The organism is Borborobacter xinjiangensis, from assembly GCF_047739745.1.
GTDB lineage: Bacteria > Pseudomonadota > Alphaproteobacteria > Rhizobiales > Rhizobiaceae > Pseudaminobacter.
The window spans coordinates 131,106-151,317 of sequence record NZ_JBLLVA010000011.1 but is presented as its reverse complement, the minus strand read 5'-3'; the positions used below and the strand labels follow the sequence as shown (position 1 = coordinate 151,317).

Here is a 20,212-nt window from a genome sequence, read left to right as displayed (position 1 = left end):
CGCGCCCCAAGAGAGGCAGCAAGGAGCGACGATGGCCCAGACCCAGACTTTCAATGGCCGCAGACGCGTACGCAAGTTCTTCGGGAACATCCCGGAAGTTGCGGAGATGCCGAACCTGATCGAGGTTCAGAAGGCATCGTATGATCAGTTTCTCATGGTGGAGGAGCCCAAGGGCGGCCGTCCCGACGAGGGGCTGCAGGCCGTTTTCAAGTCGGTCTTCCCGATTTCCGATTTTTCCGGCGCCTCGATGCTGGAATTCGTCAAGTATGAGTTCGAAGCGCCGAAGTTCGACGTCGACGAGTGCCGTCAGCGCGACCTGACCTACGCGGCGCCGCTCAAGGTAACGCTTCGTCTCATCGTGTTCGATATCGACGAGGATACGGGTGCCAAGTCGATCAAGGACATCAAGGAGCAGGACGTCTATATGGGCGACATGCCGCTCATGACGTCGAACGGCACCTTCATCGTCAACGGCACCGAGCGCGTGATCGTCTCGCAGATGCACCGTTCGCCGGGCGTGTTCTTCGACCACGACAAGGGCAAGTCGCACTCGTCGGGCAAGCTTCTGTTTGCAGCGCGCGTCATTCCTTATCGCGGGTCCTGGCTCGATATCGAGTTCGATTCCAAGGATGTCGTGCATGCGCGCATCGACCGTCGCCGCAAGATTCCGGTGACGTCGCTGCTGATGGCGCTTGGCATGGATGCCGAGGAAATCCTGTCCACCTTCTACGAGAAGATCACCTACAAGCAGTCCGGCGATCATTGGCGCATTCCCTTCACCGTGGAGCGCTTCCGCGGTCTCAAGGCCGTTGACGACCTGATCGATGCCGACACGGGCGAGATTATCGTCGAGGCCGGCAAGAAGATCACTGCGCGCCAGGCCAAGCAGCTTGCCGACAAGGGCCTGAAGGCGATCAAGGCTACGCAGGACGATCTCTACGGCAGCTACCTGGCCGAGGACATCGTCAACTATGCGACGGGCGAGATCTTCCTCGAAGCCGGTGACGAAATCGATGAAAAGACACTGAAGGTTCTGCTCTCGACGGGCGCGGAAGAGTTCAGCGTGCTCGATATCGATCATGTCAATATTGGCGGTTACATCCGCAACACGCTGGCGGTGGACAAGAACGAAAGCCGACAGGACGCGCTGTTCGACATCTACCGCGTCATGCGTCCCGGCGAGCCGCCCACGCTCGAGACGGCGGAGGCGATGTTCAATTCGCTGTTCTTCGATGCCGATCGCTACGATCTTTCGGCCGTCGGTCGCGTCAAGATGAACATGCGCCTCGACCTCAAGGCGGAAGACACCGTGCGCGTGCTGCGCAAGGAAGACATCCTTGCCGTGGTCAAGACGCTGGTCGAACTGCGCGACGGCAAGGGCGAGATCGACGACATCGACAATCTCGGCAACCGCCGCGTGCGCTCGGTCGGCGAACTCATGGAGAACCAGTATCGCGTCGGCCTGCTGCGCATGGAGCGCGCGATCAAGGAGCGTATGTCGTCGATCGAGATCGACACCGTCATGCCGCAGGACCTGATCAACGCCAAGCCGGCGGCTGCAGCGGTGCGCGAATTCTTCGGTTCCTCGCAGCTCTCCCAGTTCATGGACCAGACCAACCCGCTTTCGGAAATCACCCACAAGCGTCGCCTCTCGGCGCTTGGACCGGGCGGTCTTACCCGCGAGCGCGCCGGCTTCGAAGTGCGCGACGTGCACCCGACGCACTACGGCCGCATCTGCCCGATCGAGACGCCGGAAGGCCCGAACATCGGTCTGATCAACTCTTTGGCGACCTTTGCGCGCGTCAACAAATACGGCTTCATCGAGACGCCTTATCGCAAGATCGTCGATGGCAAGGTCACGCTTGACGTCGTCTATCTTTCAGCGATGGAAGAGGCCAAGCACTATGTTGCTCAGGCCAACGCCGATCTCGACAAGGAAGGCGCGTTCGTCGACGAATTCGTCATCTGCCGTCATGCCGGCGAAGTGATGATGGCGCCGCGCGAGAACGTCGACCTCATGGACGTGTCGCCCAAGCAGCTCGTTTCAGTTGCCGCCGCACTCATCCCGTTCCTTGAGAACGACGACGCCAACCGTGCGCTGATGGGCTCCAACATGCAGCGTCAGGCCGTGCCGTTGGTGCGCGCCGAAGCGCCGTTCGTCGGTACCGGCATGGAGCCGATCGTCGCTCGCGATTCAGGCGCCGCAATCGGCGCTCGCCGTGGCGGCATCGTCGATCAGGTCGACGCGACGCGTATCGTCATTCGCGCGACGGAAGATCTCGATCCGGGCAAGTCGGGCGTCGACATCTACCGGCTGATGAAGTTCCAGCGTTCGAACCAGAACACCTGCATCAACCAGCGCCCGCTGGTGCGCATGGGCGATCACGTCAACAAGGGCGATATCATCGCCGACGGCCCGTCGACCGATCTTGGCGATCTGGCGCTCGGCCGCAACGTGCTCGTCGCGTTCATGCCGTGGAACGGCTACAACTACGAGGACTCGATCCTTCTGTCCGAGAAGATCGTGTCGGACGACGTCTTCACCTCGATCCACATCGAGGAGTTCGAGGTCATGGCCCGCGACACCAAGCTCGGGCCCGAGGAAATCACCCGCGACATTCCGAACGTCTCGGAAGAAGCGCTGAAGAACCTCGACGAAGCCGGCATCGTCTATATCGGCGCGGAAGTGCTGCCGGGTGACATCCTGGTTGGCAAGATCACGCCGAAGGGCGAAAGCCCGATGACGCCGGAAGAGAAGCTTCTGCGCGCCATCTTCGGCGAGAAGGCGTCTGACGTGCGTGATACCTCCATGCGCATGCCGCCCGGGACCTATGGAACCGTGGTCGAGGTTCGCGTGTTCAATCGTCACGGCGTCGAGAAGGACGAACGTGCGATGGCGATCGAGCGCGAGGAAATCGAGCGCCTGGCCAAGGACCGCGACGACGAACAGGCAATTCTCGACCGCAACGTCTATAGCCGCCTGAACGACATGCTCATCGGCAAGGAGGCGATTGCCGGGCCGAAGGGCTTCAAGAAGGGCAGCACGCTCACCAAGGAGACGTTCGACGACTATCCTCGTTCGCAGTGGTGGCAGTTCGCACTCGAGGACGAGAAGCTCCAGGGGGAACTCGAGGCGTTGCGCGGCCAGTACGACGATTCCAAGAAGGCTCTGGAACAGCGCTTCATGGACAAAGTCGAGAAGGTGCAGCGTGGCGACGAGATGCCGCCCGGTGTCATGAAGATGGTCAAGGTCTTCGTGGCCGTGAAGCGCAAGATGCAGCCGGGAGACAAGATGGCCGGCCGTCACGGCAACAAGGGCGTTGTCTCCAGAATCGTTCCGGTCGAGGATATGCCGTTCCTCGAAGATGGCACCCATGCCGATATCGTGCTCAATCCGTTGGGCGTGCCGTCGCGCATGAATGTCGGCCAGATTCTGGAAACGCATCTTGGCTGGGCTTGTGCCGGCATGGGCCGCAAGATCGGAGACCTGATCGAAGCCTACAGGGCTGATGGCGACATCAAGCCGCTGCGGGCCGAGATCGAGAACCTGATCCCCGAGAACGACCGCAACGAGTCGGTTCGCGAATTCGACGACGAAAGCATCGTTCGCCTCGGCGAGCAGATGAAGCGTGGCGTGTCGATCGCGACGCCGGTCTTCGACGGTGCGCATGAGGTCCACATCAACGAGATGCTGGAGCGTGCGGGCCTTCACTCGAGCGGACAGTCGCAGCTCTATGACGGGCGCACCGGCGAGCCGTTCGATCGCAAAGTGACGATGGGCTACATATATATGCTGAAGCTCCATCATCTCGTGGACGACAAGATCCACGCGCGTTCGATCGGACCGTACTCGCTGGTCACCCAGCAGCCGCTGGGCGGCAAGGCGCAGTTCGGCGGTCAGCGCTTCGGCGAGATGGAGGTCTGGGCGCTCGAAGCCTACGGTGCCGCCTACACGCTGCAGGAAATGCTTACGGTCAAGTCGGACGACGTGGCCGGCCGCACCAAGGTGTATGAGGCGATCGTGCGCGGAGACGACTCGTTCGAGGCGGGTATTCCCGAGAGCTTCAACGTGCTCGTCAAGGAAATGCGTTCGCTCGGTCTCAACGTCGAACTGGAGAACACCAGATACGACGAAGTGCCGACGCCGCTGCCCGACGCGGCCGAGTAAGAATACGGCGCGCCGCGGGATGACGAGCATCCCGCGGCTGCACCACGACTATCTCGCGACCGCCCATGCGGTCGATCGTACGGATCCGGTGATGCCAGCGAAGCGGCGGCGTTCGAGCGGATCGCCATGGGGCTTTTGCCCGTCAATATTCGAAAGGGGCCTTCGGTCCCGAGAAGGAGAACGGCATGAACCAAGAGGTCATGAATCTCTTCAACACCAACGCCCCGGCGCAGGTGTTCGATTCCATCCGGATTTCTCTCGCCAGCCCGGAGAAGATCCTGTCCTGGTCGTTCGGTGAGATCAAGAAGCCGGAGACGATCAACTACCGCACGTTCAAGCCCGAACGCGACGGCCTGTTCTGCGCCCGCATCTTCGGGCCGATCAAGGACTATGAGTGCCTGTGCGGCAAGTACAAGCGCATGAAGTACAAGGGCGTCATCTGCGAGAAGTGCGGTGTCGAAGTCACGCTGTCGCGCGTGCGTCGCGAGCGTATGGGCCATATCGAACTGGCGGCACCCGTCGCCCACATCTGGTTCCTGAAGTCGTTGCCGTCGCGCATCGGCACGCTGCTCGACATGACGCTCAAGGATATCGAGCGCGTCCTCTATTTCGAGAACTACATCGTCACCGAACCCGGCCTGACGGCGCTGAAGGAGCATCAGCTTCTTTCCGAAGAAGAATACATGATTGCCGTCGACGAGTATGGCGAGGACCAGTTCACCGCCATGATCGGCGCCGAGGCGATCCACGAGTTGCTGTCGGCGATGGACCTGGAGAAGATCGCGGGCGACCTGCGCACCGAGCTTGCCTCTACCACGTCCGAACTGAAGCAGAAGAAGTTCCTCAAGCGACTGAAGGTCGTCGAGAACTTCATGGAATCGGGCAATCGTCCGGAATGGATGATCATGAAGGTCGTGCCGGTTATCCCGCCGGACCTGCGCCCGCTGGTTCCGCTCGACGGCGGCCGTTTTGCGACTTCCGATCTCAACGATCTATATCGTCGCGTCATCAACCGTAACAACCGCTTGAAGCGGCTGATCGAACTGCGTGCGCCCGGCATCATCATCCGCAACGAAAAGCGCATGCTGCAGGAGGCCGTCGACGCACTGTTCGACAACGGTCGCCGTGGCCGCGTCATCACCGGCGCGAACAAGCGTCCGCTGAAGTCGCTCTCGGACATGCTGAAGGGCAAGCAGGGCCGGTTCCGCCAGAACCTGCTCGGCAAGCGCGTCGACTACTCCGGACGTTCGGTTATCGTGACGGGTCCGGAACTCAAGCTGCATCAGTGCGGCCTGCCGAAGAAGATGGCGCTGGAGCTGTTCAAGCCGTTCATCTATGCGCGGCTGGACGCAAAGGGCTATTCGTCGACCGTCAAGCAGGCCAAGAAGCTGGTCGAAAAGGAACGTCCCGAGGTTTGGGACATTCTCGACGAGGTTATTCGCGAGCATCCGGTGCTGCTCAATCGCGCGCCGACGCTGCACCGCCTCGGCATCCAGGCGTTTGAGCCGACCCTTATCGAGGGCAAGGCAATCCAGCTTCATCCGCTGGTCTGCACGGCCTTCAACGCCGACTTCGACGGCGACCAGATGGCTGTGCACGTCCCGCTGTCGCTGGAAGCGCAGCTTGAAGCCCGCGTGCTGATGATGTCGACCAACAACATCCTGCATCCCGCGTCCGGCGCGCCGATCATCGTGCCGTCGCAGGACATGGTGCTCGGTCTCTATTATCTCTCGATCGTCAACCAGAACGAGCCGGGCGAGGGCATGGTGTTTGCCGACATGGGCGAACTCCAGCACGCGCTGGAGACCAAGGTCGTCACGCTGCATTCCAAGATCAAGGGGCGCTTCCGCACCGTCGATGCGCAGGGCAATGTCGTTTCCAAGATCTATGAGACGACGCCGGGCCGCATGATCATCGGCGAGCTTCTGCCGAAGAACCCGAATGTGCCCTATGAGATCGCCAACCAGGAGATGACCAAGAAGAACATCTCCAAGATGATCGACACCGTCTACCGCCATTGCGGTCAGAAGGAGACGGTCATTTTCTGCGACCGCATCATGGCGCTCGGTTTTGCCCATGCCTGCCGCGCCGGTATTTCGTTCGGCAAGGACGACATGCTCATCCCCGACACCAAGCACAAGCTGGTGGCCGATACTGAGGCGCTCGCGAAGGAGTATGAGCAGCAGTACAATGACGGCCTGATTACCCAGGGCGAGAAGTACAACAAGGTCGTCGACGCCTGGGCCAAGTGCTCCGAGAAGGTCGCCGACGAAATGATGGCCCGCATCAAGGCCGTGGAGTTCGAGGACAGCGGCCGTCAGAAGCCGATGAACTCGATCTACATGATGTCGCATTCCGGTGCGCGTGGCTCGCCGACCCAGATGCGCCAGCTTGCCGGCATGCGCGGCCTGATGGCCAAGCCGTCGGGCGAGATCATCGAGACGCCGATCATCTCGAACTTCAAGGAAGGCCTGACCGTTCTTGAATACTTCAACTCGACCCACGGCGCCCGCAAGGGTCTTGCCGATACCGCGTTGAAGACCGCGAACTCCGGCTATCTGACGCGCCGACTGGTCGACGTGGCCCAGGACTGCATCGTAAACTCGATCGACTGCGGCACTGAGAAGGGCCTGACCATGCAGCCGATCGTGGATGCAGGGCAGGTGGTCGCATCGCTCGGCCAGCGCATCCTTGGACGCACCGCGCTCGACGACATCAATCATCCGGTTTCGGGCGAGTTGCTCGTCAAGGCCGGAACGCTGATGAACGAGCAGGACATCGAGCAGATCGAAAAGGCGGGCATCCAGTCGGTTCGCATCCGTTCGGCACTGACCTGCGAGGTCAGGACCGGCGTATGTGCGGTCTGCTACGGGCGCGACCTTGCCCGCGGAACCCCGGTCAACCAGGGTGAAGCGGTCGGCGTCATTGCCGCGCAGTCGATCGGCGAGCCGGGCACGCAGCTCACCATGCGCACCTTCCACATGGGCGGCACCGCGCAGGTGGTCGACAGCTCGTTCCTCGAAGCTTCCTACGAGGGTACCGTCCAGATCCGCAACCGCAACGTGGTTCGCAATTCCGATGGTCAGCTCATGGTCATGGGCCGCAACATGGCGGTCCTGATCCTGGACGAGACCGGCAAGGAGCGTGCCGCGCATCGCGTCACCTACGGTTCGCGCATTTTCGTCGACGATGGCGACAAGGTGAAGCGCGGCCAGCGCATCGCCGAGTGGGATCCATACACCCGCCCGATCCTCACCGAAATCGAGGGCAGGGTGGTGTTCGAGGACCTGGTCGACGGCATCTCCGTGCAGGAGACCGCGGACGAATCGACCGGCATCACCAAGCGCGAAGTCATCGACTGGCGCTCGACGCCGCGTGGTGCGGACCTCAAGCCGGCGATCGCCATACACGATGCCAAGGGCAAGGTCGGCAAGCTCGCCAAGGGCGGCGATGCGCGCTTCCTGCTGTCGGTCGAGGCGATCCTGTCGGTCGAGCCCGATGCGATGGTGCGTCCTGGTGACGTGATTGCGCGTATTCCGATGGAAAGCGCCAAGACCAAGGACATCACCGGCGGTCTGCCGCGTGTTGCCGAGCTGTTCGAGGCGCGTCGTCCGAAGGATCACGCGATCATCGCCGAAATCGACGGCACGGTGCGTTTCGGGCGCGACTACAAGAACAAGCGCCGCATTGTGATCGAGCCGCACGACTCGACGCTCGAGCCCGTCGAATACCTGATCCCGAAGGGCAAGCCGTTCCATCTTCAGGACGGTGACGCTATCGAGAAGGGCGATTACATCCTCGACGGCAATCCGGCGCCGCATGACATCCTGGCGATCAAGGGCGTGGAGGCGCTGGCCTCTTATCTCGTCAACGAAATCCAGGAAGTCTACCGGCTGCAGGGCGTGTTGATCAACGACAAGCACATCGAGGTGATCGTTCGCCAAATGCTGCAGAAGGTGGAGATCACCGCGCAGGGCGATTCGACCTACATCCCTGGCGATCATGTCGACGTGATCGAGCTGGATGAGATCAACGAACGCCTGATCGAGGAAGGCAAGAAGCCTGCCGAAGGCCAGCCGGTGCTGCTCGGCATCACCAAGGCCTCGCTGCAGACGCCGTCCTTCATTTCGGCAGCCTCCTTCCAGGAGACGACCCGGGTGCTCACCGAAGCGGCTGTGGCCGGCAAGACCGACATGCTGCAGGGCTTGAAGGAAAACGTCATCGTTGGCCGGCTCATCCCGGCCGGCACCGGCGGTCAGATGAGCCAGATCAGGCGCATCGCGACCTCGCGCGACGAACTGATCCTCGACGAGCGCCGCAAGGCGAGCGGAGCGGAAGTCGCCGAGCCGATGCTGACCGACATGGTCGACGCGGCGCAGTAATCGGGCCCGCGCCCTTTGCTAAAACGAAAAGGCCGCCGGGCACTCCCGGCGGCCTTTGTGTTAGCGGTAATGCGAAATTGGCTAACGCTTTTCGTTGAAGGTCACGATCGACACTTCACCCTCCAGCGCCCCTTGATAGGCTGACAGGTGAGGCTCGTCGTCAGGCTCGCCGTCCATATCGCCGATCTGGTCGAACTCGACTTCCGCGAACCCTTCGGCGTTCAGCGCTTCGAGCGCGCGGCGCACGGCCGAATCGTCGTCAGGCGCCACCAGAAGGACGTGAACGCCCTCTGCGCGACCGTCCTTGCGGCGCCAGACCCGGCCGGTGATGATGGTTACCGGTCGTTCTTCATTGTCGTTCATGAGGCGATTCTCTGCTCCGGTAGAGTTGGCATGCGTCGAATGCGAATTCTTGCATGAAGCGAGGGTAGGTGACAGGCAAAACTACGCCACATTCTGTTTCGCGGATGCGAAGATGCGCAAGAAAATTTCTCGGGACTGCCAACCTTGTTCCAAATGCCCGGATCGTTAAGATAATCTGCGTTGCGGGGTTGACGATTGGTGGTCTTGGGCGTATTACCCGCGGCGTCTGAACCGATGTGAGGTCTGGCTTTCCGGAGCGACGCGTTCTGGAGTTCGCCTCAAACAGGGTTCGTTTTACGAGCGAATACATATTTCCGGCGTGCAAGAGGCGGTTTCCGCTTCCTCTGCTTTTTGGATCGGGCGCACCGCGAATTGGCGGTTTGTGGCCCGATTTGCGTATGGAAACGACGCTTGAAGCCGCCCGTGAATGGGCTCGAGACGGAATTGAGAGACAAGAGGGTTTAATGCCTACCGTCAACCAGTTGATCCGCAAGCCGCGCATCGCGCCGGTGAAGCGCAATAAGGTTCCGGCCATGCAGGCCAATCCGCAGAAGCGGGGCGTCTGCACGCGTGTCTACACGACGACGCCGAAGAAGCCGAACTCCGCGCTCCGCAAGGTCGCGAAGATTCGCCTGACGAATGGCTTTGAGGTGATCGGCTACATTCCTGGCGAGGGTCATAACCTTCAGGAGCACTCCGTGGTCATGATCCGCGGCGGCCGCGTCAAGGACCTTCCGGGCGTGCGCTACCACATCATCCGTGGCGTGCTGGATACGCAGGGTGTGAAGAACCGCAAGCAGCGTCGTTCGAAATACGGCGCCAAGCGTCCGAAGTAAGGTTTCCCGGCGCGGTATGTTCAGGCGTACCGAGCTTCGAAGTTGAAAGACGAAAGCCATGTCCCGTCGCCATAGTGCAGAAAAGCGTGAGATCAATCCGGACCCGAAGTTCGGTGATCTGGTCATTACGAAATTCATGAATGCCGTCATGTATGACGGCAAGAAGTCGGTCGCCGAAACGATCGTCTATGGCGCGCTCGATCAGGTGCAGGCCAAGACGAAGCAGGAGCCGGTCACGGTGTTCCATCAGGCGCTCGACAATGTCGCCCCGCAGGTCGAGGTGCGTTCGCGCCGCGTCGGCGGTGCGACCTATCAGGTTCCGGTCGACGTTCGTCCCGAGCGTCGCCAGGCGCTTGCCATCCGCTGGCTCATCACGGCTGCGCGCAACCGCAACGAGACGACGATGGTTGACCGTCTGTCCGGCGAGCTGATGGATGCCGCCAACAACCGTGGCACCGCCGTGAAGAAGCGCGAAGACACCCATAAGATGGCGGAAGCCAATCGCGCCTTCGCGCACTACCGCTGGTAACAGCGAACGGACTTACAGGAAGGCACGACCCCGATGGCCCGCGAATATAACATTTCCGACTACCGCAACTTCGGCATCATGGCGCATATCGACGCCGGCAAGACGACGACGACGGAGCGCGTCCTTTATTATACGGGCAAGAACCACAAGATGGGCGAGACGCATGATGGCGCCTCGACCATGGACTGGATGGAGCAGGAGCAGGAGCGCGGCATTACCATCACGTCCGCCGCGACGACCACGTCCTGGCCGGGTCGTGACGGCCGTCGCCGGCGCTTCAACATCATCGATACGCCCGGACACGTCGACTTCACCATCGAGGTGGAGCGTTCGCTCCGCGTGCTGGACGGCGCTATCGCGCTTCTGGATGCCAATGCCGGTGTCGAGCCGCAGACGGAGACTGTCTGGCGCCAGGCCGACAAGTATCACGTCCCGCGGATGATCTTCTGCAACAAGATGGACAAGATCGGCGCTGACTTCTACCGCTCGGCCGAGATGGTCAAGTCGCGTCTTGGCGCGACTCCGGTCGTCATGCAGTTGCCGATCGGTGCGGAAACCGATTTCAAGGGCGTCGTCGATCTGATCGAGATGAAGGCGCTCATCTGGCACAATGAAGAGCTCGGCGCGCAGTGGGACGTCCTCGATATCCCGGCCGATCTTCAGGCGAAGGCCGAAGAATATCGCGAGAAGATGATCGAGACGGCCGTCGAGATGGACGAGGCGGCGCTCGAGGCTTACCTCGAAGGCACGATGCCGACCAACGAAGAGCTGCGCGCGCTGATCCGCAAGGGCACGATCGGCGTGAAGTTCTTCCCGATGTTCTGCGGCACCGCGTTCAAGAACAAGGGCATCCAGCCGCTGCTCGATGCGGTCATCGACTTCCTGCCGGCTCCGGACGAAGTGCCTGCCATCAAGGGCATCGACCCGAAGACCGAGGCGGAAGTGGTCCGTCGTTCGACCGACGAAGAGCCGCTGTCGATGCTGGCCTTCAAGATCATGAACGACCCCTTCGTCGGCTCGCTCACCTTCTGCCGCATCTATTCGGGCAAGGTCACCAAGGGTGCCTCGCTTGAGAATACGGTCAAGGGTAAGAAAGAGCGTATCGGCCGCATGCTGCAGATGCATGCGAATGCCCGCGCCGACATTGAAGAGGCCTTCTCCGGTGACATCGTTGCCTTGGCTGGCCTGAAGGAAACGACGACCGGCGATACGCTTTGCGATCCCGCGAAGCCTGTCATCCTGGAGCGCATGGAATTCCCCGAGCCGGTCATTCAGATCGCGATCGAGCCGAAGACCAAGGGCGACCAGGAGAAGATGGGTCTGGCGCTTCATCGCCTCGCGGCCGAGGATCCGTCCTTCCGCGTCAAGACCGACGAAGAGTCCGGCCAGACCATCATTGCCGGCATGGGCGAGCTTCATCTCGACATCATCGTCGACCGCATGAAGCGCGAGTACAAGGTCGAGGCGAATGTCGGCGCGCCGCAGGTGGCCTATCGCGAGACGATCACCCGTACGCATGAGCAGGACTATACCCACAAGAAGCAGTCGGGTGGTTCCGGCCAGTTCGCGCGCGTCAAGATCCTGTTCGAGCCGAATCCGGAGGGCGAAGACTTCCTGTTCGAGTCGAAGATCGTCGGCGGCGCCGTTCCCAAGGAATATGTGCCGGGCGTCGAGAAGGGCATCGAAAGCGTGCTTTCGTCGGGTCCGTTTGCCGGCTTCCCGATGATCGGTGTGAAGGCGACGCTCATCGACGGCGCCTACCACGATGTCGACTCGTCGGTTCTTGCCTTCGAGATCGCCGGGCGTGCCTGCTTCCGCGAAGCGGCGCCGAGGGTCGGCGTGCAGTTGCTGGAGCCGATCATGAAGGTCGAGGTCGTGACGCCGGAAGATTATGTCGGCGATGTCATCGGCGACCTCAACTCGCGGCGTGGCCAGATCCAGGGCACGGAGGCCCGCGGTGTGGCGACCGTCGTCAATGCGATGGTGCCGCTCGCCAACATGTTCAAGTATGTCGACAATCTGCGCTCGATGTCGCAGGGCCGTGCCCAATACACGATGCAGTTCGATCACTATGAGCCGGTGCCGACTGTCGTGGCTCAGGAAGTTCAGAAGAAGTACGCGTAATCCGCGGGTTACGCCGATAATTTAATTCAATGCCCTAACCGGCTGCTAGAATGGAGACTTCACATGGCTAAGAGTAAATTCGAGCGCACCAAGCCGCATGTGAACATTGGCACGATTGGTCACGTCGACCATGGCAAGACGTCGTTGACGGCTGCGATCACGAAGTATTTCGGGGATTTCAAGGCGTACGACCAGATCGACGCGGCGCCGGAGGAGAAGGCGCGCGGCATCACCATTTCGACCTCGCATGTTGAGTACGAGACGGCCAACCGCCACTATGCGCATGTCGACTGCCCGGGCCACGCCGACTATGTGAAGAACATGATCACCGGTGCGGCGCAGATGGACGGGGCGATCCTGGTGGTTTCGGCCGCCGACGGCCCAATGCCGCAGACGCGCGAGCACATCCTTCTGGCGCGCCAGGTCGGCGTGCCGTCGATCGTGGTGTTTTTGAACAAGGTCGACCAGGTCGACGATGCCGAGCTTCTGGAGCTGGTCGAGCTCGAGGTGCGCGAGCTGTTGTCGAAGAACGAGTTCCCGGGCGACGATATTCCGATCGTCAAGGGCTCGGCGCTGGCGGCGCTTGAAGACAGTGACAAGAAGCTGGGCGAGGATGCGATCCGCGCGCTGATGGAAGCGGTCGACAGCTACATCCCGACGCCGGAGCGTCCGGTCGACCAGCCGTTCCTGATGCCGATCGAGGACGTGTTCTCGATCTCGGGCCGCGGCACGGTGGTGACGGGCCGCGTCGAGCGCGGCATCGTCAAGGTCGGCGAGGAGCTGGAGATCGTCGGCATCCGGCCGACGACGAAGACGACCTGCACGGGCGTCGAGATGTTCCGCAAGCTGCTCGACCAGGGCCAGGCCGGCGACAACATCGGCGCGCTGCTGCGCGGTGTGGACCGTGACGGGGTCGAGCGCGGCCAGGTTCTGGCCAAGCCGGGCTCGGTCAAGCCGCACAAGAAGTTCAAGGCCGAGGCCTACATCCTGACCAAGGACGAGGGCGGCCGCCACACGCCGTTCTTTACCAACTACCGGCCGCAGTTCTATTTCCGCACGACCGACGTGACCGGCATCGTGCAGCTGGCGGAAGGCACCGAGATGGTGATGCCGGGCGACAATGTGACGGTCGACGTCGAGCTGATCGTGCCGATCGCCATGGAAGAGAAGCTGCGCTTCGCCATCCGCGAGGGCGGCCGCACCGTCGGCGCCGGCGTCGTCGTCTCGATCACGGAATAATAGTGGACCAATCGATCTGTCGCGGGCGCAGGACAAGCCCGCGCCGCGCCAGAACAAGGAAATGACCATGAACGGACAGAATATCCGAATTCGCCTGAAGGCGTTCGATCATCGGGTGCTCGATGCCTCGACCCGCGAAATCGTGTCGACGGCAAAGCGCACCGGCGCCAATGTTCGTGGGCCCATTCCGCTGCCCACGCGGATTGAAAAATTCACTGTTAACCGTTCGCCGCACGTCGACAAGAAGAGCCGCGAGCAGTTCGAGATGCGCACCCACAAGCGCCTGCTCGACATCGTGGATCCGACCCCGCAGACGGTCGATGCTTTGATGAAGCTCGATCTGGCTGCAGGTGTCGACGTCGAAATCAAGCTGTAAGGCTTGGAATAAGAGGCGTGGAGGGGTGTTGAACCCCTACGGGAACTCTAGAGGAAATCGAACCGATGCGTTCAGGTGTTATCGCACAGAAGTTGGGCATGACCCGCGTCTATAACGACGCTGGCGAGCATGTCCCCGTTACGGTTCTTCGCATGGAGAACTGCCAGGTCGTGGCGCAGCGCACGAAGGAAAAGAATGGCTACACCGCCGTTCAGCTCGGCGTTGGGCTGGCCAAGGTCAAAAACACGTCGAAGGCGCTGCGCGGTCATTTCGCTGTCGCTTCCGTCGAGCCGAAGGCCAAGCTTGCAGAGTTTCGCGTCTCCGACGAGAACCTGCTCGATGTCGGCGCCGAGCTGACGGTTGAACACTATGTTCCCGGCCAGAAGGTCGACGTGACCGGCACCAGCATGGGCAAGGGCTTTCAGGGCGTCATGAAGCGCCACAATTTCGGTGGCGGCCGCGCGACGCACGGTAACTCCGTGTCCCACCGCACGCACGGTTCGACCGGCCAGCGCCAGGACCCGGGCAAGGTGTTCAAGGGCAAGAAGATGGCCGGCCACATGGGTGCTACCCGCGTGACCACGCAGAACGTCGAAATCGTGTCGACTGACAGCGATCGCGGCCTGATCCTGATCCGCGGCGCGGTTCCGGGCACCAAGGGCGCCTGGATACTGGTTCGCGACGCCGTCAAGGAAGCGCTCCCGGAAAATGCTCCCAAGCCGGCCGGCATTCGTGCCGCCTCAAAGAGCGAAGCTCCGGCCAAGGAAGGAGCTGAATAATGGATCTCAAGATTTCAACGCTTGGCGGCGAGGATGCCGGCAAGGTGAAACTCTCCGAGGAGATTTTCGGCCTTGATCCGCGCGAGGATATCCTGCAGCGCGTGGTGCGCTGGCAGCTTGCCAAGAAGCAGCAGGGCACGCACAAGGCGAAGGGCCGCGCCGAAATCGCGCGCACCGGCGCCAAGATGTACAAGCAGAAGGGGACGGGCCGCGCTCGTCACTCCTCGGCTCGCGCACCGCAGTTCCGCGGCGGCGGCAAGGCCCACGGCCCGGTCGTTCGCAGCCACGAGCATGATCTTCCCAAGAAGGTGCGCGCTCTCGGCATCAAGCATGCGCTGTCGGCGAAGGCCAAGGGCGCCAGCCTGATCATCGTCGATGATCTGGTGGTCAAGGAAGCCAAGACCAAGGCGCTGGCCGAGAGCTTCGCCAAGCTCGGCTTGAACAATGCCCTCGTGATCGGCGGCGCCGAGCTCGATCGGAACTTCAAGCTCGCCGCGGCCAACATCCCCAATATCGACGTGCTGCCGATCCAGGGCATCAACGTCTACGACATTTTGCGCCGCGGCACGCTGGTCCTTTCGAAGGCCGCCGTCGAGGCTCTCGAGGAGCGCTTCAAATGACGGATCTCCGCCACTACGACGTGATCGTCAGCCCGGCGATCACCGAAAAGTCGACCATGGCGTCGGAGCAGAACCAGGTCGTCTTCAATGTCGCCCGCAAGGCGACGAAGCCGGAAATCAAGGCTGCGGTCGAGGCGCTGTTCAGCGTCAAGGTCACCGCAGTGAACACGCTGGTCCGCAAGGGCAAGGTGAAGCGTTTCCGCGGCACGATTGGCCGTCAGAGCGACGTGAAGAAGGCGGTTGTGACGCTGGCCGATGGTCAGTCGATCGACGTCGCGACGGGCCTCTGACAGGCGCGAGGACAGAACAATGGCATTGAAGCACTTCAAACCGGTAACGCCTGGCCTTCGCCAGCTGGTCATCATCGACCGATCCGGCCTCTACAAGGGCAAGCCCGTCAAGGGACTGACCGAAGGCCTGACGAAGTCGGGCGGCCGCAACAATTACGGCCGCATCACCGCTCGTTTCATTGGCGGCGGCCACAAGCGCTCCTACCGCATCGTCGACTTCAAGCGTCGCAAGTTCGGCGTGTCGGCAACTGTCGAGCGGATCGAATATGATCCCAACCGCACGGCGTTCATCGCGCTGATCAAGTATGAGGACGGCGAGCTCAACTACATCCTGGCGCCGCAGCGCCTGGCGGTTGGCGACCAGGTCATCGCCGGCGAGAGCGTCGACGTGAAGCCGGGCAATGCCATGCCGCTCAGCGCCATGCCGGTCGGCACGATCGTGCACAATGTGGAGCTGAAGCCGGGCAAGGGCGGTCAGTTGGCGCGTTCGGCCGGCGCATATGCGCAGCTCGTCGCACGCGACCAGGGCATGGCGATCCTTCGCCTGAACTCGGGCGAACAGCGTGCCGTTCCGGGCGCCTGCATTGCCACCATCGGGGCGGTGTCGAATCCCGACCATGCCAACATCAACCTGGGCAAGGCCGGCCGCAACGTCTGGCTTGGCAAGCGTCCGCACAATCGCGGCGTCACCATGAACCCGGTTGACCATCCGCATGGCGGTGGTGAGGGACGTACCTCGGGCGGCCGCAATCCGGTGACCCCGTGGGGCAAGCCGACCAAGGGCAAGAAGACGCGGTCCAACAAGGCGACCGACAAGTTCATTCTGCGCTCGCGTCATCAGCGCAAGAGCTAAAGAGAGGTAACGCCAAGTGACCCGTTCAGTTTGGAAAGGCCCGTTCATCGATGGCTTTCTGCTCAAGAAGGCCGAGAAGGTGCGCGAGGGTGGCCGCAACGAAGTGATCAAGATGTGGAGCCGCCGCTCCACCATCCTGCCGCAGTTCGTCGGATTGACCTTCGGCGTGCACAACGGCCAGAAGCATGTTCCGGTTAGCGTGTCGGAAGACATGGTTGGCCACAAGTTCGGTGAATTCGCCCCGACGCGAACCTACTACGGTCACGGCGCGGACAAGAAAGCGAAGAGGAAGTAACATGGGCAAGGCCAAAGCTCCGCGCAGGCTTGCTGACAACGAGGCACGTGCAGTTCTGCGCACCATCCGCATCAGCCCGCAGAAGCTGAACCTGGTTGCAGCGTTGATTCGCGGCAAAAAGGTCGAGACCGCGCTTTCGGATTTGGAATTCTCGCGCAAGCGCATCGCCGGCACCGTTCGCAAGACGCTGGAATCGGCGATCGCGAATGCGGAAAACAATCACGACTTGGATGTCGACGCGCTGGTCGTCGCCGAGGCCTATGTCGGCAAGTCGATCGTCATGAAGCGTTTCCAGGCTCGTGGCCGCGGCCGCGCCAGCCGCATCGAGAAGCCGTTTTCGCATCTCACGATAGTCGTTCGTGAAGTCGAAGAGAAAGGGGAGGCCGCCTGATGGGTCAGAAAATCAATCCGATCGGTCTGCGCCTCGGCATCAATCGCACCTGGGATTCGCGCTGGTTCGCGAACACCGGCGAGTACGGCAAGCTGCTGCACGAAGACATCAAGATCCGCAAATATCTTGAGGGCGAACTGAAGCAGGCCGCGATTTCCAAGGTCGTCATCGAGCGTCCGCACAAGAAGTGCCGCGTCACGATCCATGCTGCCCGTCCCGGCCTGATCATCGGCAAGAAGGGCGCCGACATCGAGAAGCTGCGCCGCAAGCTGACCGAGATGACCAAGTCGGAAACGCATCTCAACATCGTCGAGGTGCGCAAGCCCGAGACGGACGCCACGCTGGTCGCGCAGTCGATCGCGCAGCAGCTCGAGCGCCGCATCGCATTCCGCCGCGCTATGAAGCGCGCCGTTCAGTCGGCGATGCGTCTCGGCGCCGAGGGCATCCGCATCAACTGCTCCGGCCGTCTTGGCGGCGCCGAGATCGCGCGCATGGAGTGGTACCGTGAAGGTCGCGTGCCGCTGCACACGCTGCGCGCCGACGTCGACTACGGAACCGCCGAAGCGCAGACCGCCTATGGCATCTGCGGCGTCAAGGTTTGGGTATTCAAGGGCGAAATCCTTGAGCACGATCCGATGGCTTCGGAGCGTCGTGCGACGGAAGATCATTCGCATGGCGGTGATCGTGGCGACCGCGGTGGTCGTCGTCGCGAGAACGCCTGAGAAGCACTGAGAATTTGGAGTAAGAACGATGCTGCAGCCAAAGCGCACAAAGTTCCGCAAGCAGTTCAAGGGCCGCATCCACGGCGCCGCCAAGGGTGGCACCAATCTGGATTTCGGTGGTTTCGGGCTGAAGGCGCTGGAGCCGAACCGTGTCACGGCACGTGAGATCGAAGCGGCCCGCCGCGCGATCACGCGTGAAATGAAGCGCCAGGGCCGGGTGTGGATCCGCATTTTCCCGGACGTTCCGGTCACAGGCAAGCCAACCGAAGTCCGCATGGGCAAGGGTAAGGGCGCGGTCGACTACTGGGCGTGCCGTATCAAGCCGGGCCGGGTGATGTTCGAGATCGACGGCGTGCCGGAAGACGTTGCCCGCGAGGCGCTCCGTCTCGGCGCCGCCAAGCTGTCGGTGCGCACGCGCTTCGTGCAGCGCATCGCTGAATAAGGAAGGTCAAGTCATGAAAGCCGCAGATGTCCGGTCAAAGACCCCCGACCAGTTGGACGATGAGTTGGCCGCGCTGAAGAAGGAGCAGTTCAACCTGCGTTTCCAGAAGGCGACGGGCCAGCTCGAGAAGACAGCACGCGTGAAGCAGGTCCGCAGGGACATTGCGCGCATCAAGACCATCGCCGCCGAGAAATCGGCAGGCAAGAAGGCTTAAGGACGAATACCATGCCAAAGCGCATTCTGCAGGGCACCGTCGTCAGCGACAAGAACGAGAAGACGGTCGTCGTCAAGGTCGAACGGCGCTTCACGCACCCGGTGATGAAGAAGGTCGTGCGCATGTCGAAGAAGTACAAGGCGCACGACGAGAACAACGCCTGCAAGGTCGGCGACCAGGTCTTTATCCAGGAATCGGCTCCGATCTCCAAGGACAAGCGCTGGGTCGTCATCACCGAGACGCAGGCGTCTTAGTAACGATATTTTGGACAAGCCGGGCAGGGCGCGACGTCACTGCCCACGAATGAAGAAGGCGGCCAGTCATGATTCAGATGCAAACAAACCTCGATGTCGCGGACAATTCCGGCGCGCGTCGTGTCATGTGCATCAAGGTGCTGGGCGGCTCGAAGCGGAAATACGCTTCCGTCGGCGACATCATCGTGGTGTCGATCAAGGAAGCCATTCCGCGCGGCCGCGTGAAGAAGGGCGATGTGATGAAGGCGGTCGTTGTGCGTACCGCCAAGGACATTCGCCGTCCCGACGGCAGCGTGATCCGCTTCGACAAGAATGCGGCCGTTCTCGTCGACAACAAGAAAGAGCCGATCGGCACGCGTATCTTTGGACCGGTTCCGCGTGAACTGCGCGCCAGGAACCACATGAAGATCATCTCGCTCGCGCCTGAAGTGCTGTAAGGAGCCGCAAAGATGCAAAAGATTCGCAAAGGCGACAAGGTCGTCGTTCTTGCAGGCAAGGACAAGGGCCGCTCGGGCGAGGTCGTCCGGGTCATGCCCAAGGACGACAAGGCCGTCGTTCGTGGTGTCAACCTGATCCGCCGCCACCAGAAGCAGACCCAGTCCCAAGAGGGCGGGATCATTACCAAGGAAGCGCCGATCCATTTGTCGAACATCGCACTGGCCGATCCTAAGGACGGCAAGCCGACCCGCGTCGGCTTCAAGATCCAGGACGACGGCAAGAAGGTGCGCGTGGCAAAGCGCTCGGGAGAAGTGATCAATGGCTAAGGCAGAATATCAGGCCCGGCTGCGCAAGGTCTATGACGAGACCATCCGCAAGGCGCTGCTCAAGCAGTTCAAGTACGAGAACGAGATGGAAGTCCCGCGTCTCGACAAGATCGTGCTGAACATGGGTGTGGGCGAGGCGACGGCGGATTCCAAGAAGCCGTCCGTGGCAGCCGCAGATCTGGCGCTGATCGCCGGTCAGAAGCCGGTCATCACCTATGCGCGCAATTCGATCGCCGGCTTCAAGGTCCGCGAGAAGATGCCGATCGGCACCAAGGTGACGCTGCGCAAGGAGCGCATGTACGAGTTTCTGGATCGCCTGGTCAACATCGCGCTGCCGCGCGTTCGCGACTTCCGCGGCCTTAACCCGAAGAGCTTTGATGGCCGCGGCAACTATGCCATGGGCATCAAGGAACACATCGTGTTTCCCGAGATCAACTACGACAAGGTAGACCAGGCTTGGGGTATGGACATCATCGTATGTACGACGGCGAAGACGGACGAGGAAGCCCGGGCACTGCTCAAGGCTTTCAACTTCCCCTTCCGCCAGTAACGGCAGCGAGCAAAGGAAAGA

General features: G+C 61.5%; 21 protein-coding genes. 20 read left to right on the top strand and 1 reads right to left on the bottom strand.

Annotated elements, in window-relative coordinates:
- Nucleotides 1-31: 31 nt before the first annotated feature.
- Entirely contained in the window at nt 32-4,168 is a 4,137-nt protein-coding gene (rpoB, locus tag ACLKMW_RS13960; RefSeq protein ID WP_415725067.1) for a DNA-directed RNA polymerase subunit beta, read from the top strand.
- Between the two features lie 185 nt (nt 4,169-4,353).
- Nucleotides 4,354-8,550 (top strand): DNA-directed RNA polymerase subunit beta', encoded by a 4,197-nt coding sequence (gene rpoC / locus ACLKMW_RS13955; RefSeq protein ID WP_415725066.1) that lies wholly within the window; start codon nt 4,354-4,356, stop codon nt 8,548-8,550.
- Between the two features lie 81 nt (nt 8,551-8,631).
- On the opposite strand, the gene ACLKMW_RS13950 is transcribed toward rpoC, so the two are convergent.
- On the bottom strand, nt 8,632-8,913 hold the full coding sequence (locus tag ACLKMW_RS13950) for a transcriptional regulator (protein WP_415725065.1): 282 nt from the start codon (nt 8,911-8,913) through the stop codon (nt 8,632-8,634).
- Nucleotides 8,914-9,377: 464 nt separating this feature from the next.
- On the opposite strand from ACLKMW_RS13950, the gene rpsL reads away from it, so the two are divergent.
- The 18 genes from rpsL (at nt 9,378) to rplE (ending at nt 20,191) form a co-directional block, all read left to right on the top strand.
- Nucleotides 9,378-9,749, top strand: a complete 372-nt coding sequence (rpsL, locus tag ACLKMW_RS13945; protein WP_008837709.1) for a 30S ribosomal protein S12 — start codon at nt 9,378-9,380, stop codon at nt 9,747-9,749.
- 58 nt (nt 9,750-9,807) lie between these two features.
- Complete coding sequence (rpsG, locus tag ACLKMW_RS13940) at nt 9,808-10,278, top strand: 30S ribosomal protein S7 (RefSeq protein WP_415725064.1); 471 nt, start codon at nt 9,808-9,810, stop codon at nt 10,276-10,278.
- A gap of 33 nt (nt 10,279-10,311) precedes the next feature.
- Nucleotides 10,312-12,402, top strand: coding sequence for an elongation factor G (fusA, locus tag ACLKMW_RS13935; protein ID WP_415725063.1), 2,091 nt, complete (start codon nt 10,312-10,314; stop codon nt 12,400-12,402).
- A gap of 63 nt (nt 12,403-12,465) precedes the next feature.
- A complete protein-coding gene (gene tuf, locus ACLKMW_RS13930; RefSeq protein ID WP_415725062.1) occupies nt 12,466-13,641 on the top strand; it encodes an elongation factor Tu in 1,176 nt (391 codons plus the stop codon).
- Between the two features lie 67 nt (nt 13,642-13,708).
- Nucleotides 13,709-14,017 (top strand): 30S ribosomal protein S10, encoded by a 309-nt coding sequence (gene rpsJ, locus ACLKMW_RS13925; protein ID WP_006205468.1) that lies wholly within the window; start codon nt 13,709-13,711, stop codon nt 14,015-14,017.
- Nucleotides 14,018-14,082: 65 nt separating this feature from the next.
- Nucleotides 14,083-14,796, top strand: coding sequence for a 50S ribosomal protein L3 (gene rplC, locus ACLKMW_RS13920; protein ID WP_415725061.1), 714 nt, complete (start codon nt 14,083-14,085; stop codon nt 14,794-14,796).
- Nucleotides 14,796-15,416, top strand: coding sequence for a 50S ribosomal protein L4 (gene rplD, locus ACLKMW_RS13915; RefSeq protein WP_415725060.1), 621 nt, complete (start codon nt 14,796-14,798; stop codon nt 15,414-15,416). The genes rplC and rplD overlap by 1 nt, the downstream gene beginning before the upstream one ends.
- Nucleotides 15,413-15,706, top strand: a complete 294-nt coding sequence (locus ACLKMW_RS13910) for a 50S ribosomal protein L23 (RefSeq protein ID WP_415725059.1) — start codon at nt 15,413-15,415, stop codon at nt 15,704-15,706. The genes rplD and ACLKMW_RS13910 overlap by 4 nt, the downstream gene beginning before the upstream one ends.
- Nucleotides 15,707-15,725: 19 nt before the next feature.
- Nucleotides 15,726-16,559 (top strand): 50S ribosomal protein L2, encoded by an 834-nt coding sequence (gene rplB / locus ACLKMW_RS13905; RefSeq protein WP_415725058.1) that lies wholly within the window; start codon nt 15,726-15,728, stop codon nt 16,557-16,559.
- A 16-nt stretch (nt 16,560-16,575) separates the two neighbouring features.
- On the top strand, nt 16,576-16,854 hold the full coding sequence (gene rpsS / locus ACLKMW_RS13900) for a 30S ribosomal protein S19 (RefSeq protein WP_415725057.1): 279 nt from the start codon (nt 16,576-16,578) through the stop codon (nt 16,852-16,854).
- Between the two features lies 1 nt (nt 16,855).
- Nucleotides 16,856-17,245: a 50S ribosomal protein L22 gene (rplV, locus tag ACLKMW_RS13895; RefSeq protein WP_415725056.1), complete on the top strand. Its 390-nt coding sequence runs from the start codon at nt 16,856-16,858 to the stop codon at nt 17,243-17,245.
- Nucleotides 17,245-17,967 carry a 30S ribosomal protein S3 gene (gene rpsC / locus ACLKMW_RS13890; RefSeq protein WP_415725055.1) on the top strand — a complete coding sequence of 241 codons (723 nt, stop codon included), beginning with the start codon at nt 17,245-17,247 and terminating at the stop codon, nt 17,965-17,967. The genes rplV and rpsC overlap by 1 nt, the downstream gene beginning before the upstream one ends.
- Nucleotides 17,968-17,995: 28 nt before the next feature.
- A complete protein-coding gene (gene rplP / locus ACLKMW_RS13885; RefSeq protein WP_415725054.1) occupies nt 17,996-18,409 on the top strand; it encodes a 50S ribosomal protein L16 in 414 nt (137 codons plus the stop codon).
- Between the two features lie 13 nt (nt 18,410-18,422).
- On the top strand, nt 18,423-18,623 hold the full coding sequence (rpmC, locus tag ACLKMW_RS13880) for a 50S ribosomal protein L29 (protein ID WP_415725053.1): 201 nt from the start codon (nt 18,423-18,425) through the stop codon (nt 18,621-18,623).
- 11 nt (nt 18,624-18,634) lie between these two features.
- Nucleotides 18,635-18,877, top strand: coding sequence for a 30S ribosomal protein S17 (gene rpsQ / locus ACLKMW_RS13875; RefSeq protein ID WP_415725052.1), 243 nt, complete (start codon nt 18,635-18,637; stop codon nt 18,875-18,877).
- Between the two features lie 68 nt (nt 18,878-18,945).
- A complete protein-coding gene (rplN, locus tag ACLKMW_RS13870; protein WP_353641725.1) occupies nt 18,946-19,314 on the top strand; it encodes a 50S ribosomal protein L14 in 369 nt (122 codons plus the stop codon).
- Between the two features lie 12 nt (nt 19,315-19,326).
- A complete protein-coding gene (gene rplX, locus ACLKMW_RS13865; protein ID WP_415725051.1) occupies nt 19,327-19,641 on the top strand; it encodes a 50S ribosomal protein L24 in 315 nt (104 codons plus the stop codon).
- On the top strand, nt 19,634-20,191 hold the full coding sequence (rplE, locus tag ACLKMW_RS13860; RefSeq protein ID WP_415725050.1) for a 50S ribosomal protein L5: 558 nt from the start codon (nt 19,634-19,636) through the stop codon (nt 20,189-20,191). The genes rplX and rplE overlap by 8 nt, the downstream gene beginning before the upstream one ends.
- Nucleotides 20,192-20,212: the final 21 nt, after the last annotated feature.

Bases quoted from the DNA above. Each gene is read 5' to 3' on its own strand.
- rpoB (WP_415725067.1), top strand. From the start codon at position 32: ATGGCCCAGACCCAGACTTTCAATGGCCGCAGACGCGTACGCAAGTTC.
- rpoC (WP_415725066.1), top strand. From the start codon at position 4,354: ATGAACCAAGAGGTCATGAATCTCTTCAACACCAACGCCCCGGCGCAG.
- ACLKMW_RS13950 (WP_415725065.1), bottom strand. From the start codon at position 8,913: ATGAACGACAATGAAGAACGACCGGTAACCATCATCACCGGCCGGGTC.
- rpsL (WP_008837709.1), top strand. From the start codon at position 9,378: ATGCCTACCGTCAACCAGTTGATCCGCAAGCCGCGCATCGCGCCGGTG.
- rpsG (WP_415725064.1), top strand. From the start codon at position 9,808: ATGTCCCGTCGCCATAGTGCAGAAAAGCGTGAGATCAATCCGGACCCG.
- fusA (WP_415725063.1), top strand. From the start codon at position 10,312: ATGGCCCGCGAATATAACATTTCCGACTACCGCAACTTCGGCATCATG.
- tuf (WP_415725062.1), top strand. From the start codon at position 12,466: ATGGCTAAGAGTAAATTCGAGCGCACCAAGCCGCATGTGAACATTGGC.
- rpsJ (WP_006205468.1), top strand. From the start codon at position 13,709: ATGAACGGACAGAATATCCGAATTCGCCTGAAGGCGTTCGATCATCGG.
- rplC (WP_415725061.1), top strand. From the start codon at position 14,083: ATGCGTTCAGGTGTTATCGCACAGAAGTTGGGCATGACCCGCGTCTAT.
- rplD (WP_415725060.1), top strand. From the start codon at position 14,796: ATGGATCTCAAGATTTCAACGCTTGGCGGCGAGGATGCCGGCAAGGTG.
- ACLKMW_RS13910 (WP_415725059.1), top strand. From the start codon at position 15,413: ATGACGGATCTCCGCCACTACGACGTGATCGTCAGCCCGGCGATCACC.
- rplB (WP_415725058.1), top strand. From the start codon at position 15,726: ATGGCATTGAAGCACTTCAAACCGGTAACGCCTGGCCTTCGCCAGCTG.
- rplV (WP_415725056.1), top strand. From the start codon at position 16,856: ATGGGCAAGGCCAAAGCTCCGCGCAGGCTTGCTGACAACGAGGCACGT.
- rpsC (WP_415725055.1), top strand. From the start codon at position 17,245: ATGGGTCAGAAAATCAATCCGATCGGTCTGCGCCTCGGCATCAATCGC.
- rplP (WP_415725054.1), top strand. From the start codon at position 17,996: ATGCTGCAGCCAAAGCGCACAAAGTTCCGCAAGCAGTTCAAGGGCCGC.
- rpmC (WP_415725053.1), top strand. From the start codon at position 18,423: ATGAAAGCCGCAGATGTCCGGTCAAAGACCCCCGACCAGTTGGACGAT.
- rpsQ (WP_415725052.1), top strand. From the start codon at position 18,635: ATGCCAAAGCGCATTCTGCAGGGCACCGTCGTCAGCGACAAGAACGAG.
- rplN (WP_353641725.1), top strand. From the start codon at position 18,946: ATGATTCAGATGCAAACAAACCTCGATGTCGCGGACAATTCCGGCGCG.
- rplX (WP_415725051.1), top strand. From the start codon at position 19,327: ATGCAAAAGATTCGCAAAGGCGACAAGGTCGTCGTTCTTGCAGGCAAG.
- rplE (WP_415725050.1), top strand. From the start codon at position 19,634: ATGGCTAAGGCAGAATATCAGGCCCGGCTGCGCAAGGTCTATGACGAG.